Annotated in this window: 15 protein-coding genes; 10 read left to right on the forward strand and 5 right to left on the reverse strand. The window is 35.1% G+C overall.

The features are described from left to right. Positions 1 to 187 precede the first annotated feature (187 nt). Genes ACSVH5_RS08470 through ACSVH5_RS08485 form a run of 4 tightly spaced genes read left to right on the forward strand, consistent with a single transcriptional unit; the run spans position 188 to position 3,245 of the window. Positions 188 to 1,075 carry a dienelactone hydrolase family protein gene (locus tag ACSVH5_RS08470; RefSeq protein ID WP_438061009.1) on the forward strand — a complete coding sequence of 296 codons (888 nt, stop codon included), beginning with the start codon at positions 188 to 190 and terminating at the stop codon, positions 1,073 to 1,075. A gap of 33 nt (positions 1,076 to 1,108) precedes the next feature. Continuing rightward, positions 1,109 to 1,747 (forward strand): CatB-related O-acetyltransferase, encoded by a 639-nt coding sequence (locus tag ACSVH5_RS08475; protein ID WP_438061010.1) that lies wholly within the window; start codon positions 1,109 to 1,111, stop codon positions 1,745 to 1,747. Continuing rightward, entirely contained in the window at positions 1,737 to 2,390 is a 654-nt protein-coding gene (locus ACSVH5_RS08480) for a hypothetical protein (RefSeq protein WP_438061011.1), read from the forward strand. The genes ACSVH5_RS08475 and ACSVH5_RS08480 overlap by 11 nt, the downstream gene beginning before the upstream one ends. Before the next feature lie 9 nt (positions 2,391 to 2,399). Next, on the forward strand, positions 2,400 to 3,245 hold the full coding sequence (locus ACSVH5_RS08485; protein ID WP_438061012.1) for a sulfurtransferase: 846 nt from the start codon (positions 2,400 to 2,402) through the stop codon (positions 3,243 to 3,245). A 66-nt stretch (positions 3,246 to 3,311) separates the two neighbouring features. Here ACSVH5_RS08485 and carB read toward each other — a convergent pair whose 3' ends face one another. Together carB and rpmH are read right to left on the reverse strand one after the other, a co-directional pair. Beyond that, positions 3,312 to 6,164, reverse strand: coding sequence for a carbamoyl-phosphate synthase large subunit (gene carB / locus ACSVH5_RS08490; RefSeq protein WP_438061013.1), 2,853 nt, complete (start codon positions 6,162 to 6,164; stop codon positions 3,312 to 3,314). A 123-nt stretch (positions 6,165 to 6,287) separates the two neighbouring features. Further along, complete coding sequence (gene rpmH, locus ACSVH5_RS08495) at positions 6,288 to 6,449, reverse strand: 50S ribosomal protein L34 (protein ID WP_008464848.1); 162 nt, start codon at positions 6,447 to 6,449, stop codon at positions 6,288 to 6,290. A gap of 166 nt (positions 6,450 to 6,615) precedes the next feature. Here rpmH and ACSVH5_RS08500 point away from each other — a divergent pair, with 166 nt between their 5' ends. Beyond that, on the forward strand, positions 6,616 to 7,131 hold the full coding sequence (locus ACSVH5_RS08500; RefSeq protein ID WP_438061014.1) for a DUF2892 domain-containing protein: 516 nt from the start codon (positions 6,616 to 6,618) through the stop codon (positions 7,129 to 7,131). Positions 7,132 to 7,166: 35 nt separating this feature from the next. Here ACSVH5_RS08500 and ACSVH5_RS08505 read toward each other — a convergent pair whose 3' ends face one another. Further along, positions 7,167 to 7,844, reverse strand: coding sequence for an alpha/beta fold hydrolase (locus ACSVH5_RS08505; RefSeq protein ID WP_438061015.1), 678 nt, complete (start codon positions 7,842 to 7,844; stop codon positions 7,167 to 7,169). 239 nt (positions 7,845 to 8,083) lie between these two features. Here ACSVH5_RS08505 and ACSVH5_RS08510 point away from each other — a divergent pair, with 239 nt between their 5' ends. Further along, entirely contained in the window at positions 8,084 to 8,368 is a 285-nt protein-coding gene (locus tag ACSVH5_RS08510) for a GNAT family N-acetyltransferase (RefSeq protein WP_438061016.1), read from the forward strand. A gap of 36 nt (positions 8,369 to 8,404) precedes the next feature. Here ACSVH5_RS08510 and ACSVH5_RS08515 read toward each other — a convergent pair whose 3' ends face one another. Next, positions 8,405 to 9,526 (reverse strand): hypothetical protein, encoded by a 1,122-nt coding sequence (locus ACSVH5_RS08515; RefSeq protein WP_438061017.1) that lies wholly within the window; start codon positions 9,524 to 9,526, stop codon positions 8,405 to 8,407. Between the two features lie 137 nt (positions 9,527 to 9,663). Here ACSVH5_RS08515 and ACSVH5_RS08520 point away from each other — a divergent pair, with 137 nt between their 5' ends. Genes ACSVH5_RS08520 through ACSVH5_RS08530 form a run of 3 tightly spaced genes read left to right on the forward strand, consistent with a single transcriptional unit; the run spans position 9,664 to position 13,207 of the window. Next, positions 9,664 to 11,064 (forward strand): TolC family protein, encoded by a 1,401-nt coding sequence (locus ACSVH5_RS08520; protein ID WP_438061018.1) that lies wholly within the window; start codon positions 9,664 to 9,666, stop codon positions 11,062 to 11,064. Between the two features lie 29 nt (positions 11,065 to 11,093). Then, positions 11,094 to 12,047 carry an HlyD family secretion protein gene (locus ACSVH5_RS08525; RefSeq protein WP_438061019.1) on the forward strand — a complete coding sequence of 318 codons (954 nt, stop codon included), beginning with the start codon at positions 11,094 to 11,096 and terminating at the stop codon, positions 12,045 to 12,047. A gap of 2 nt (positions 12,048 to 12,049) precedes the next feature. Further along, positions 12,050 to 13,207, forward strand: coding sequence for an ABC transporter permease (locus tag ACSVH5_RS08530; RefSeq protein ID WP_438061020.1), 1,158 nt, complete (start codon positions 12,050 to 12,052; stop codon positions 13,205 to 13,207). Between the two features lie 59 nt (positions 13,208 to 13,266). On the opposite strand, the gene ACSVH5_RS08535 is transcribed toward ACSVH5_RS08530, so the two are convergent. Further along, positions 13,267 to 14,904: an ABC-F family ATP-binding cassette domain-containing protein gene (locus ACSVH5_RS08535; protein WP_438061021.1), complete on the reverse strand. Its 1,638-nt coding sequence runs from the start codon at positions 14,902 to 14,904 to the stop codon at positions 13,267 to 13,269. 232 nt (positions 14,905 to 15,136) lie between these two features. Here ACSVH5_RS08535 and ACSVH5_RS08540 point away from each other — a divergent pair, with 232 nt between their 5' ends. Continuing rightward, on the forward strand, positions 15,137 to 16,525 hold the full coding sequence (locus ACSVH5_RS08540) for a S8 family peptidase (RefSeq protein WP_438061022.1): 1,389 nt from the start codon (positions 15,137 to 15,139) through the stop codon (positions 16,523 to 16,525). Positions 16,526 to 16,546 lie beyond the last annotated feature (21 nt).

Below are 16,546 nucleotides of genomic sequence, written 5' to 3' on the forward strand. Positions count from 1 at the left end.
AATGCAATAAAAATAACTAAATAACGCTAGAGTTTGCAATGACTCATTATGTAAACGAAAAAAAAGTTATTTTTATGTGCAAAAAGACTTTTAGATGAGATTATTATTTTTTGTTTAATTAAGTTTACTATTTCGTAATTATTCTCTCCTATAAAACAGCAACCAATTCTCCAAAAAAAAACCAACTATGAAAGAAATTACCAAAGCAGATATTAGCCAAGAAGTTTTTGATTTGTATGATGACTATGCTCATAACAAAATAGAAAGAAGGCAATTTATTGAAAAATTATCGCTTTTCGCAGTGGGAAGTTTGACTGTCCCTACCCTACTCAATTTTATGACGCCAAATTATAAAGACACTCAAACTATTGCAGCCGATGATCCAAGATTAGAATCAGCCATGATTAGCTATCCGTCCCCAAAAGGAGGCGGAACAATCAAGGGATTACTTTCTAAACCAACCGACAAAAAGAAAAAATTACCCGGTATTATTGTAGTTCATGAAAACAGAGGTCTAAATCCTTACATTGAAGACGTTGGAAGAAGAGGGGCGCTGGAAGGTTTTATCACATTAGCTCCCGATGCTTTGAGTCCTCTTGGTGGATATCCAGGAAATGATGATGCTGGTCGTGAATTACAAAAAAAACGTACCCGTGAGGAAATGCTCGAAGATTTTATTGCTGCCTATGAATTTTTAAAAGATCATAAAGATTGTAATGGACATATAGGAGTGGTAGGTTTTTGTTTTGGCGGATGGATTGCCAACATGATGGCCGTTCGCATTCCAAAATTAGGTGCAGCTGTTCCGTTTTACGGAGGACAACCTTCTGCCGAAGATGCCGCAAAAATAAAAGCACCGCTTTTGATACAATATGCAGGCTTAGATACTAGAGTAAATGAAGGTTGGCCCGCCTATGAAACCATTTTAAAACAAAACAAAGTTGATTATACTGCCTTTATCTATCCCGATGTAAATCACGGTTTTCACAACAATACTACACCAAGATATGATGAAAAAGCTGCAACATTGGCTTGGTCAAGAACCATTGACTTTTTCAAAAAAAATCTAAAATAAAAAGCATTCAGAAAGAGATACCAAAAGAGCACTATGCAATATCCTGATAAAAATCAAAAATTTCCACTCGAAAACTACACCAGATTATGCTTTTTAAAAAACATCATCACCAATCCCAACATTATCGTTGGAGATTACACCTATTATGATGATTTTGAAAATGTGGCTAATTTTGAAAAAAATGTAAAATATCATTTTGATTTTATAGGCGACAAATTGATTATTGGTAAGTTTTGCATGATTGCCTCTGACGTAACTTTTATTATGAATGGAGCTAATCATTTAACCCAAAGCATTAGCTCGTATCCCTTTGCCATCTTTGGACACGATTGGCAAAATGCTATGAAAGACAAAACCTATCCCAACAAAGGAAACACAATAGTAGGCAATGATGTTTGGATTGGTTACAATGTGACAATTTTGCCAGGAATAACAATAGGTGACGGTGCCATAATTGCGGCCAATACAACAGTAACCAAAGATGTTCCTCCATACTCAATTGCTGGTGGCAACCCCTCAAAAGTGATTAAAAAAAGATTCACTGATGAAAAAATCGAAACCCTTTTAGAACTTAAGTGGTGGGATTGGGATATTGAAAAAATTACCAAACATGTCGCTGATCTTACAGGCGATGGCATTATTAATTTGAAAGCTATTGCAAATGAAGAATAGACTCCTATTTATATTCCTTCTTTGTTACACTACTCTTGTTTATTCACAAGAAAACGTTCTAAATATTGACCCCGAAGGTATCATCATAGAAGAAGTTGCCAATGGAAGAATAGAGAACAATGTATTCATCTGTAATCTGTTTGATTGGAAAATTGCTATACCCAAAGGATTTAAAGTAACCGAACTCAAAACAACAGAAGAACTTCAAAACAAAGGGTATCCTTTTGTCAAAAACAATGTTCAAGAAGCTAACTCTATCCATTCCAAACCTCCACTTTTGATTGGTTTTGAAAGAAATAAATACAATTATTTCAGTTCAAGTTATGAAAGTCTAAAAGGCGACAAAAAAGTTACTTTGGAAGAGCATAAAAATTTTTCCGTACAATTATTAAGCAATACGTATGCTAAAATAAAAGAGCTCAAATCCGAAATTAAAGCTTCAAATTTAAACTTAGGACCTCGCCAATTCTATAAAATAACGATTAGATTGTACAATAGCAAGAATGACAGACTCGTATTAACACAAGAAATCTATAACACTTTCATCAATAATCATTTGTTTAGTGCCTCCATAAACTACACCAATGAAATTACAGGAATGTTATTGTATTATAGTTTGAAAAAATCTTTTGAAACCAACTAAAAATTGAATATGTCAATATCCCAAATTATAAATGCCACAGAGCTACTAACTATTTACAAAACCGAAAACATCCTTTTGGTTGATGCCAGCAACGGTCCAAACACTAGACTTAATTATGATAGCAAGCATTTGGAAGGAGCCATTTTTGCAGATGCTAATACACAATTGGCTACTATCGAAACTGATGTTGCTATCGGAGGAAGACATCCTTTGCCTAGCATTGAAGATTTTTCAAAAACTTTGGGCTATTTAGGGATTACTCCTCAAACTTGGGTAGTAGTTTATGACGATAAAAATGGAGCAAATGCCGCCGCTCGCTTTTGGTGGATGCTACGCGCTATTGGTCACGAAAAAGCACAAGTGCTTAACGGTGGTATTCAAGGAGCGGAAAAAATAGGTTTTCCTATAAATTCGAAACCAGTTCCTTTAGCAAAAAAAGAAAACTATCCTTGTACAACTTGGCAATGGCCTATAGCTTCAATTGATGAAGTCGAAAAAGTAGCCGAACTTCCTTCACATACCGTAATAGATGTTCGAGAAGCTTTTCGTTATAACGGAGAAAGCGAACCCATTGACTTAATTGCAGGTCATATTCCAGGTGCCATCAACTTTCCTTTTACTGAAAATCTAGATGAGAACGGTTTATTTCTGCATCCAGAAGATTTAAAAGAAAAATACAGCCCTATCCTATCCAAATCTTCTTCAGAAAATACAATTGTTCATTGTGGGTCGGGCATTACAGCTTGCCATACTTTATTAGCCATACATCATGCAGGTTTCGATATTCCTAAATTGTATGTAGGCTCTTGGAGCGAATGGAGCCGAAACGACAAACCAATAGCTAATAACAAATAACAAAAGAGTTCTTTGAAGACACAAAAAAAGCCCCTAAATGGGGCTTTTATATCTATAAATTTGAGTTTATTTGCTCAAGTACATTTTTCTTCTAGAGTACAACTCATAGAATTGATCGTCTTTCAAGTCATCAATAAACAAAATGCTCTCACCAGTAGATTTCATTTCTGGCCCTAACGCTTTGTTTACATTTTTGAACTTACTAAATGAGAAAACGGGTTGTTTGATAGCGAATCCTTTTAACTGTGGATTGAAATCAAAATCAGTCACTTTATTTACTCCAAGCATCACCTTAGTAGCGTAATTCACGTAAGGCTCTCCATAAGCTTTTGCAATAAACGGTACTGTTCTAGAAGCTCTAGGATTCGCTTCGATAATGTAAACCATATCATCTTTTATCGCAAACTGAATATTGATTAATCCTACCGTTTTCAATGCCAAGGCAATTTTCTTAGTATGATCTTTAATTTGTTGCATTACAAATTCTCCTAAATTAAAAGGAGGCAAAGTAGCATTACTGTCACCAGAGTGTACTCCACAAGGCTCAATGTGTTCCATAATTCCTATGATGTACACATTTTCACCATCACAAATTGCATCCGCTTCAGCTTCAATAGCTCCCGCTAAGTAATGATCTAAGAGTAATTTATTACCAGGAATAGACTTCAACAAGTTGATTACATGTTCTTCTAATTCTTGTTTGTTGATTACGATTTTCATTCCTTGACCGCCCAATACATAAGATGGACGAATCAACAATGGAAAATCTAATTTATCTGCTAAAGCCGAAGCTTCATCAGCGGTTTCTGCAATTCCAAACTGAGGGAAAGGAATTTCTAATTCAGTCAAAAGATCAGAGAAACGTCCTCTATCTTCTGCTAAATCCAAAGCTTCAAAACTTGTTCCGATGATTTTTATACCATATTTAGAAAGTTTTTCAGCTAATTTCAAAGCTGTTTGCCCTCCTAACTGCACGATAACACCTTCTGGTTTTTCGTGTTTGATGATATCATAAATATGTTCCCAGAAAACAGGTTCAAAATACAATTTATCCGCAGTATCAAAATCTGTAGAAACCGTTTCTGGATTACAATTGATCATAATGGTTTCGTAACCACATTCTTTGGCAGCTAAAACACCGTGAACACAAGAGTAATCAAACTCAATTCCTTGACCAATTCGGTTTGGTCCAGACCCAAGAACAACAATTTTCTTTTTATCAGTTACTATACTTTCATTATGAACATAACGCTCTCCATTGGCTTTTTCAATTTCGGCCTCAAAAGTAGAATAGTAATATGGTGTTTGCGCTTTAAACTCAGCCGCACAAGTATCAACCAATTTGAACACACGATTGATGTTCATTTTTTCTCTCAACTCGTGTACTTGACTCTCTAAGCAACCCATCATATGCGCAATTTGTCTGTCAGCAAATCCTTTTTGCTTGGCTTCAAGTAGCAATTCTCTCGATAAAGTATCTACTTTATAGTTAGAAATTTCTTTTTCCAAGATATAAAGTTCCTCATATTGTTTTAAGAACCACATATCGATTTTAGTAATTTCGTGAATACGACTCAACGGAATTCCCATTGCAATAGCATCATAAATTACGAAAACACGGTCCCAACTAGCAAAGGTTAGTTTCTCGATAATTTGCTCGTAATTAGTATATCCTTTTCCGTCAGCACCTAATCCATTACGTTTGATTTCTAATGACTGAGTGGCTTTGTGTAATGCTTCTTGAAACGAACGTCCAATTCCCATCACCTCACCTACAGATTTCATTTGAAGTCCTAATGTTCTATCAGAACCTTCGAATTTATCAAAATTCCATCGTGGTATTTTTACAATTACATAATCCAAAGTCGGCTCAAATAAAGCTGATGTAGATTTTGTAATTTGATTTTGTAATTCATCTAAGTTGTAACCCAAAGCTAGTTTTGATGCAATTTTAGCAATTGGATATCCAGTAGCCTTAGAAGCCAAAGCTGAAGAACGCGATACACGAGGGTTGATTTCGATAGCAACAATATCTTCTTTTTCATCAGGAGAAACCGCAAACTGTACGTTACAACCTCCAGCAAAATTTCCGATAGAACGCATCATTAAGATGGCCATATCACGCATTTTTTGGAAAGTCGTATCCGATAAAGTCATCGCTGGAGCAACTGTAATCGAGTCTCCTGTGTGAATTCCCATTGGATCCATATTCTCGATAGAACAAATGATTACTACGTTGTCATTTTTATCTCTTAAAAGCTCCAATTCATATTCTTTCCAACCAAGTAACGCTTTATCGATCAATACTTCGTGAATTGGTGACATTTCTAAACCATAGGTTAGTTTTTCATCAAATTCTTCTTTAGTATGAACAAAAGCTGCTCCAGTTCCTCCTAAAGTAAACGATGGACGAATTACTAACGGAAAACCAAATTCTTGCGCAATTTCTTTACCTTCAAGGAAAGAAGTTGCTGTTTTAGCAGGAGCTGTTGGAACATTAATTTTTTGAAGCAGTTGTTTGAACTGCTCTCTATCTTCAGTGATATTGATAGCATTTACATCTACCCCAATCATTTTTACCCCAAAATCATTCCAGATGCCTTTTTCATCCGCTTCTAAACATAAATTCAAAGCGGTTTGACCTCCCATGGTTGGCAAAACTGCATCGATTTGTGGATGCTCTTTTAGAATTTCAATAATCGATTTGGTTGTAAGAGGCTTAAGATAAATATGATCCGCCATAGAAGGATCCGTCATAATCGTAGCTGGATTCGAATTGATAAGAATAACTTCTATTCCTTCTTCACGAATGGATCGTGCCGATTGAGAACCTGCATAATCAAATTCGCAAGCTTGACCAATTACAATAGGGCCTGAACCTATTATTAAAACGGATTTTATCGATGTATCTTTTGGCATTTTTTATGGGATTGTGGTGTTATTGTACTTATTCCGAGGAAACTAATCAACGCCTGTCGCGTTTGGGTATAAAAAAAGGCGATACTAACAATAAGTAACGCCTTTATGATGTTTATCAAAACATTATTTTTTGTGTCTAGGTTCGCTAGAAACAGTCAATTTGTGTCTTCCTTTAGCTCTTCTACGCGCTAGAACTTTTCTTCCATTCGCAGATGCCATTCTGTCCATAAATCCGTGTTTATTTCTTCTTTTTCTTTTCGATGGTTGAAATGTTCTTTTGCTCATTGCTTTGTATCTTTAAAATAGTAATTTATATATCTTGTTTGTTTGGATTAACCCTTATTCCAAAACCGAGTGCAAATATACAAAGACTTTTTTTTCTAGCAAGTAGTTTTATAAAAATATTTTTAATTCCTTTTACTATCTTTGCAATCTAAATTTAACACCTATTATGTTTCACAAAAATATCAAACTTATCCTTGCTGCATTAATCATCATTGCAGGAATTTGGCAATTTACAGAATCAAATATTGGAAACGGAATTTTCCTTTTATTCCTTAGCGCCTTCCCTATCTTTCTTTATTATAAAAATGAATTTATTTTACTTGCCTTTTTAAAATTAAGAAAACAAGATTTTCCTGGCGCTCAAAAATGGTTAGCGTATATTAAAAATCCTGAAACAGCTTTGGTTAGAAAACAACAAGGATACTTTAATTACCTTCACGGGATTATGGTTTCTCAAACCAATATCAACCAAGCAGAAAAATTTTTTAAAAAAGCGATTGAATTAGGACTGTCAATGGATATGGATTTGGCAGTAGCCAAATTAAACCTAGCAGGAATTGCTCTTTCCAGAAGAAGAAAACTTGAAGCAACTAATTTATTGAATGAAGCCAAAAAGCTAGACAAACAAAATATGTTGAAAGAACAAATTACAATGATGAAGGATCAAATGAAAAAGATCTAAAGCATTTTAATTAAAAACTAAAGGCGATTAACTCATCAGTTAGTCGCCTTTTTTATACCATTTTGTATCAATTCGGGTAAATGCTCATTCAACCATCGGAATCGAAACAAAATCATGGCGTGATTTCCACCAGGTACTACGATTGCATTTGAGATATATTTTATTGGAAAAACATCATCTTGGTTGCCATGAATGTGAATCACTCTTGCATCAACCTCGGTTCGTTCCCACAAAATCACCTGCTCTATAGCCCAATCCAAATAAGTGATATCTCGAACCGAAAGAAATTTTTCATACAACTGTAATCGGCTTTTAATTTTTTCTCCAAATGAAAATTTTGCTAAATTTTCTACATTTAAAATCAAACTTGTTGGAATCAATTTGTAAGCTTTGGTGGCCTTAGCAACTTTCATTCGTCTAGGGAATTCCAAATTGCTCTTAACACTAGAAATGATGATTAAACGAAATGGATTCAAAAAAGCGACCATTTCTTGAACCAAAATACCTCCAAAAGAAACCCCGATGAGCACAGGGTTTTCATGAATAACTTTAGTACTCATTCGCTTAGCATACGCAGAAAGTGTTTCGTTTCCCAATGGAATTTCCCATTCTAATAAAATGACTTCAAATTCGTCCTTGGGCAAATCTATTCTCTCAAAAATAGCGGAACTTGCCGCCAAACCCGGCATAAAATAAACTGGTATTTTACTCATTATATTTCAAATCTAATACAAGCTAAATTTAGTTTTAAAATAACAAAGACCAACTATCCTTGAAAAATAATAGTCAACTTTATTCCGTTTCATTTCTTTAAAAACAAAAAAGAACCTCAAGAAACATTTTACATTCGCTATTTATTGATTATCAATTCATTACCTTTGTATTTATTCTTTTACAACTACAAAAGAATAATCCTATATTTTATCCAAATTTCAGAAAAACAGCCCCAACAATGGAAATTAAAGACAATATTTTTGCTAGACAATTTGAAACCATTGTTCCCGAAGGACTTTTAATCGTTGAATATTCCTTTCAAGAAAAAAAGATTTTTTTGACAAAATTCAATGCCCCCGATTCATTTTCTGATGAAGAAACCATTCACCAATTTTTCAAAGCAATCTTAGATACTATTAGCGAACGCAATTTGAAAGCCGTCCCAATCTTACCTAAAATAGTTCTTTTCTTTAAAAAAAATCCTTGCTACAAAGAACTTCTACCTCCTGGCATCCGTCTATAAAAAAAGCTACCTTTTCAGATAGCTTTTATAATTTAACTAATTTCTTCCTCCTCTATTAGACATATTTCCCGATGCAGTTCGTGTGGCAGGTCTTGCAGCTGGCCTTGATGCTGGAGCACTTGGACGCGTCATTGGACTACTTGGTCTCACATTAGGAGTTGTAGGTCTCGATGTTGATTGCAATCTATCAGTAGGTCTTGTAGACGGACGACTCATAGTGTTATTAGAGTTAGCAGGCCGCGTAGTTGGCCTCGTTGTTGGTCGTATCGAAGGACGATTTGTTGATGGTCTAACTGCTGGAGAAGCAGGTGTTCTATACGTTCTTCCATCATAAGTCGCTCTGTAACTGCCATTAACTCTGTTATTTCTAACCACAACCGAAGTAGTTCTTCGATTAGAGTAATACACTCTGTGACCCGGATTTCGGATGATTACCGTTCTATGATAGTAACGATTTCCATAATAATGTCTGTGATAACCCCAATAATTATGGTAAAAAACAGGGCGCCAAGGCCTCCAGTAAGGTGGATAATACCCCCAATACCAAGGAGAATGCCATGGAATAAACAAGGGAGAAAACATATAAACCACTAATGGCCAAGCGTTAATTGTTGATCCACTATCTGAATTATAATTGTTGGTCGTATTATTGTTAATAATAACCGTTCCTTCGCCCTTATAGCCTGGATTTGGCGTACCCGAAACCTTGGCCACTTCTGTAGGTTCTACGATATAATCTTTACCATATAATTCTTCGTCGCCAATGATTTGAACTAAAACCTGACCTTTCTTATCTTTGGTTACCTCAACAACAGCAACATCTTGTTTTTCGGATGAATTGACCGCTACTTGCAAAACCACAAAATAAGCCTCTCCTTTTTTCTCACTCACTACTTGAATATAATCAATAGTAGTATCGTTGTTCAAATCAAGATTATTGATTTTTCCTTCTTCATCATTTATAGCTTTCTCAAAATCCTCTAATGTCTTTGATTTTTGAAAAACATCTAAAACCGCATACAAATTCAAATTATCTCCAGGAAGCCCCAATGCCTCAGGTTCGTCATTGGATTGGGCATAAGTCGAGAGACTAAAAAAACTCATCAAAAGAAGTATCAAATAAGGCAATACATTTTTCATATTTAATTTTTTTTCCATTACTATACCTCTAAGATAAACAAAATTGCAAAAGGTTTAATAACAAACAAAAAATTGACAGCCAAATAGTTATTTTTTTGTACTTTTAAAACAACAACATTTTGAAATTTAGTTTTCAATCTATTTAGCGATTAACTATGAAAAGAAGTACCCACTATCCTATACATTGGTTTATAGTTTTTCTTTTTACAATCTCCATTTCTTGGGGACAAATAAAAATCTCAACCACTTTAGACGAAGCCATAAACAAAGCTTTAGAAAAAAGCCTTTCACAAAAAAACAAAACACTCGAAATTGAAAAATTGCATTTACAAGAAAAAGGAATCTGGAACAAATACATTCCGACGGTTGAAGCTAGCGCCATATATTCTTATTTCGACAACAAACTCACGGTAGATTTACCCACTACTCAAATACCCATTATCAATTATCCTCTTTTTGACGGAAAAACGCCTTTCGATAATTATGGTAATCTTTTCAATGGTAGCATTATGGCAAAAACAGTCTTGTTTAGTGGTATGCAAATCCCTAATGGCGCCAAAGCAATCAAAGAAAAAACCAAAGGAACACAATACCTAAAAGATTCCGAAAAAGATCAAATCATTAAGGAGGTTATTAATACTTTTGACCAATTGTCGCTTTTGAAAGCTATTGACACCTTAATCAAAGACAGTAAAAATCGTCTTCAAACCGAAGCAAAAAGAGTCCAAAAAGCCATCGAACAAGGCCTAGCAGTACCCTATGACCGAGACAAAATCAAACTTGCTGCTTTAGAGTTACAATCCAAAAAAGCAGAACTTGACGGAAAAAGAGAGCTGATTTACAAAAAAATCACCTATTTAACCGGCTACGATGCCTCACAAATTAATTTGGTCACCTACAATTTAGAACCATACCTTATCCTGAATAATCAATTAAACACTGAAAACAAACAGGAAATCAAAGCTCTCGAATCTTTTAAATCGGCTTACGAATTTTTATTAAAAAAAGAAAAAGGCACTTATCTCCCAACAGTTGGAGCCTTTGGAGGCGTTACCTATTCAAGTTTATTCGATGCTAGAGCCACTACACCAGTAATCACTGGAGTCAATCAGGCACTATATTTAGGACTCAACGAATTGACCATAAGCAACAATTGGATGGTTGGAGCTGCTGTAAAATGGGAGATTTTCACAGGTTTTGAAAGACAACACAAAATTCATGAAGCCAAAATAAACATCCATCAACTGCAAAATCAAATTGATGATACGAAAGAAAAACTAGCACTGCTACTTGAAAACAATTGGGTCAATTATACAGTTTTAAATAAAAAATTAGAAATCGCTTACCAACAAGAAAAAATTTCAAAAAACAATTTAAATCTTGCTTCGAAACAATACGCTCAAGGCCTTATCTCGGTCTCTGAACGATTAGAAGCTGAAAATGATTGTTTCAAAAGTGCCGTAAGCAAAATCAACACCCTAATTGACCAACGTTTGGCCGCTATAGAAACGATAATTGCCACTGGCGATCTTACCAAACAACTTAACAAACAATAAATCAGATTCCAATCAAAATATAGCTAAAGATGAAAAATACACTCCTATCATTCCTCACCCTACTATTATGCGCGAGTTGTAAACAATCCCAAAAAAAAGAACTCCTTCAAGGTAAAGTAGAAAAAGAACAAATTGCAATTGTTAGCAAAGTACCTGGAAAAATCATCAGTTTACTAGTTAAAGAAGGGGATTTGGTACAAAAAGGAGACACCCTTGCCATTTTGGATATTCCTGAAGTCGATGCTAAAAAAAGTCAAGCAGAAGGCGCTGTTTTTTCGGCAAAAGCCCAATACAATATGGCCGTAAAAGGAGCAACAGATAATCAAATCAAACAATTGGAAGCCAAACTAATGGCCCTAAAAGAACAATATCAATTTGCGCAAAAATCGATTAAACGTTTGAATAATATGCTGAAAGACTCTCTGATTCCACAACAAACTTACGACGAAACTTTTGCCAAATACCAAGGCGCTTTAGCCCAATACAATGCCGTTCAAGCCGAATTGGACGATGCAAAAAAAGGTGCCCGAAAAGAACAACAAGAAATGGCGCTCGGACAACAAGAACGTGCCTACGGGGCACTACAAGAAGTAGAAACTGCCAATAAAGAACGATATGTAATTGCGCCTCAAGACATGAGCATCGAAACCATAACTTTAAATCTGGGAGAATTGGCGCTTCCAGGCTATACTTTATTCAATGGATTTATAAAAAATAGTACCTATTTCAGGTTTACAATCGCAGAGAGCAAGTTAAACCAAATCAAAAAAGGTCAAGAAGTAGTAGTTACTATCCCATACAACAAACAATCCATCAAAGGAAAAATCACTACCATTAAACAATTGAGTGCCTACGGGAATATCGCAACCGCTTATCCCGACTATGAAATGCAAGAGAGTTTGTTTGAAATCAAAATTACACCAATTCAAGTACAAGACACGAAAGATTTAATCTCAAAAACATCAGCCACTTTATCTTTATAATTATGCAGCACTTCTTTTCGCTTTTAAAAAGAGAATTTCAATTGTTTTGGCAAAATAGTGTGTTGCGAATGCTTTTCATTGGCGCACCACTTTTGTATGCCATATTATTAGGATATGTATATAGCAAAGGAAAAGTAACCGACTTACCAATACTAGTAATAGATTATGATCAAACCGAAATGAGCGCCAAAGCCATCGAGATGTTTAACGATGATGAAGTTATCAATGTAGCTGCGGTTTTATACGATCAAAATGACATAGCAAAAATTACTATTGACAAAGAAGCCAATGCTGTAGTCATCATTCCAAAGGGTTTTCAAAAAATGGTGTTTACCAAGAAATATCCTGAAATAACTACCATAATTAATACGGCCAATATTCTAACTGCCAATTATGCATCAACAGCAATACAAGTTTGTTTAGGGACTTTAAAGGTTGGAATTCAAATGGAAACCCTAAGAAAACAAGGTGTTCCCGAAAAAATACTTCCCTCTCAATACGAACCTTTTAAAACAACTTTCATAAAAAAATACAATCGAAGTACCAACTATATGTATTATCTCTGGCCAGGTGTTTTATCGGCAGTTCTACAACAAGTCATGTTATTAGCCTTAGCGCTTTCCTTTGCATCTGAATTCGAAAACGGTACTTTTAGCCAATTAGTCCAAAAAAGCAATTCGATTGTACAAATGATGAGCATTAAAATCATACCTTATTTAGTCATGAGTTTTGGAGTGTGGCTTATCTATTGGTTTTTTACCTTTTATTTCCGAATTCCTTTTTTCACGAACCTTCCACAACTCACTTGTGTGGCAGGTATCTTTATCCTCTCGGTTTCTTTTATCGGAATTCTAGTAAGTATCTTGATTCCAAATCAACTCAAAGCCACCGAAATTTTAATGGTGATTGCTACTCCGAGTTTCATTTTGAGCGGTTTTAGCTGGCCGCTGAGCCAAATGCCCAATTGGGTTCAAGGCGTGGCTAATATTATTCCATTGACCCACTTTTTAAAGGCGTTTCGAATCCTAATAATTGAAGAAGGCACCTTATCACAAGTACAAAATCCAATTTACAATATGATTATAATTGGAATAGTTTGCGCTATTTTATCCTATATCGCCTTGTATTTCAAAAGCAAAAAAGCATTACAATCAACATAAAACAAAAAAGGCAAGAGAATGAACCACTTGCCTTTTTGATAATTTCAAAATAAAATAAATTATTTCTTTTCGATTTCTCGCATACTATCCATTTTCTTATGAGCAAGGAAACCTTTGATATCTTCAAAATGCTCTACTACACGTTTGTTTCCAAATTCAAAAACTTTTGTTGCCAATCCGTCAAGGAAATCCCTGTCGTGCGAAACTAGAATTAAAGTACCATCAAAATCACGCAACGCATCTTTGATAATATCTTTGGTTTTCATATCCAAGTGATTGGACGGCTCATCCAGAATTAGAAGATTTACCGGTTCTAACAATAATTTAATCATTGCTAAACGCGTTTTTTCTCCACCAGAAAGTACTTTTACTTTCTTTTGAATGTCATCTCCTTGAAACATAAAGGCACCAAGAATATTTTTTATTTGAGTTCGAACATCACCCACTGCAATTCTATCAATGGTTTCAAATATGGTTGCGTTCTCATCCAACATTGCGGCTTGATTTTGGGCAAAATAGCCAATTTGTGCATTGTGTCCAACTTCTACAGAACCTCCATTGATTTCGATTTCCTTCATGATGGCTTTAATCATGGTAGATTTACCTTCACCGTTTTTACCCACAAAAGCCACTTTTTGACCGCGCTCAATTACTAAATTGGCATCTTTAAAAATCAATTTGTCTCCATAGGATTTTTCCAAATCTTTCACAATAACAGGGTATTGCCCAGAACGAACTGATGGTGGAAATTTCAATTTCAAAGCCGAAGTATCAATTTCATCTACTTCGATAGGAACAAGTTTTTCCAACATTCTCACACGAGATTGTACGGCATCGGTTTTAGAAAAAGTACCACGAAAACGCTCAATAAACGCTTGATTATCTGCGATAAATTTTTGTTGCTCATCGTACGCTTTTTGCTGATGAACGCGTCTGTCTTTTCGCAATTCTAAATAGTGAGAATATTTGGCTTTGTAGTCATAAATTCTACCCATTGTCACTTCGATAGTTCGATTCGTAATATTATCTACAAAAGCTCTATCGTGTGAAATTACCATAACAGCTTTGGCTTGATTGATTAAAAAGTCCTCTAACCATTCGATACTATCCATATCCAAGTGATTGGTTGGCTCATCGAGTAGAATCAAATCGGGTTTTGTTAAAAGGATTTTTGCCAATTCAATTCGCATTCTCCAACCGCCAGAAAATTCTTTCGTTGGACGATTGAAATCTTCTCTTTCAAAACCTAAACCTTTTAATATTTTTTCAACTTCAGCTTCATAATTAACCTCTTCGATAGAATAATACTTCTCCGATAATTCTGAAACTCTTTCAATCAACTTCATATACTCGTCACTTTCATAATCAGTACGAATAGTCAATTGCTCATTGATTTCGTCAATTTCTTTTTTCATGTTCAAAACGCCCGCAAATGCTTTGGATGTTTCTTCCATCACAGTACAATTATCTTCCGTTAATAAATGTTGCGGCAAATAAGCAACTACGGCATCGTTTGGAGCCGAAATAACCCCGCGTGTAGGTTTGTTTACCCCTGCTACAATCTTTAACAAAGTAGATTTTCCCGCTCCATTTTTACCCATAAGGGCAATTTTATCGGTTTCATTGATAGCAAAAGTAACTTCGCTAAAAAGAGTTGTGCCACCAAATTCAACGGCAATATCGTTTACTGTAATCATTATATAAAATTAGAAATTAGAAGTTAGAGATTTGAAGCTCTTTCCTCAATAAATTAAAAAGGGCAAAGATAACTCAAATAGAATATTGCACAAATTGAGAAATAGGTTTTTAAACTTAATAATCATTTTGTAAAACTAAAATCAAACATATTGATTTATAATACATTACACGAAATAATAAAAAACATTATGTATATTTGATTTCATTAACAACCAAAAAACTAAGCAAATTATGAAAAAAAACACTTTCTTAATGCTCACTTTTGCTCTATCAACATTGATAATATCATGTGAGAACGATGTTACACTAACAGAAGAATCTGCACAAAATCAAACAGAATTAAAATTTGTTCCTGGAGAAGTGCTTATTAAATTTAAAGCAACTAGCATAACAGGCAAACCCATTAACAAGTCCAACATTTTATCATTAATCAACGCAAGTGTTGTTGAAACTATTAGCACTAATGCAATGAAAACTTCCAACACTAATAAAGGGATTAAAGATGGCGAACTTTTATTAGTTACAACTAAGTTAGGAACTATGGAAGCGATCCAAATGCTTAAAAATTCAGCAGATGTAGAATATGCTGAACCCAATTGGATTTATCAACATTTTGAAATCTCAAACGATCTCTATTATACTAATGGCTCGCTTTGGGGTATGTATGGAGACGCCACCTCACCTACAAACCAATTTGGAAGCCAAGCTGGAGAAGCTTGGGCTGCTGGAAAAACTGGTTCTAATACGGTTTATATTGGAGTAATTGATGAAGGAGCTCAATTTTCCCATGAAGACCTAGCAGCCAATTTCTGGACCAACCCTTTCGACCCAATTGATGGAATTGACAACGACGGCAACGGGTATATAGATGATGTTCGAGGTTGGGATTTTGACAAAAACGACAATAGCACTTATGACGGAACAATAGACGACCACGGGACACATGTTTCAGGAACTATTGGAGCTGTTGGTGGAAATGGCAAAGGAGTTGCTGGAGTAAACTGGAAAGTAACACTTATCTCAGCAAAATTTCTAGGAAGAAGAGGTGGAACTACAGCAAACTCTATTAAAGCTATTGACTATTTTACAGACTTAAAACTACGTCACAACTTAAACATTGTAGCTACAAATAACTCTTGGGGCGGTGGAGGATTTTCTCAAGGAGTACAAGACGCAATTGAGAGAGCAAATGCAGCAAATATCTTATTTTGTGCTGCAGCGGGTAATGGAGGTAGTGATGGGATTGGAGACAACAACGACAACGTTGCTAATTACCCTTCAAATTATCCAAATGCAAATATAATTGCAGTAGCTGCAATAACTAGTACTGGAGGAGTAAGTAGTTTTTCTAATTTTGGCGCTACTAAAGTTGACATCGGAGCTCCTGGCTCAGGTATTTTTTCTACTTTGCCAAATGCAACTGGAAATTCTTACGGCTCCTATAATGGCACCTCGATGGCTACACCACATGTAACAGGAGCTTGTGCTTTATATGCATCAACTCACCCAGGATCAAGTGCAGCTACTATAAAAGCAGCAATATTAAACAGTGCAATCCCAACTAGCTCCTTATCTGGAAAATGCGTAACTGGTGGCCGATTAAATGTTAGTGGCTTTTAAAAAACAATTATTATTAACTTA

The sequence above is a fragment of the Flavobacterium sp. RSSA_27 genome (assembly GCF_051547125.1).
GTDB lineage: Bacteria > Bacteroidota > Bacteroidia > Flavobacteriales > Flavobacteriaceae > Flavobacterium.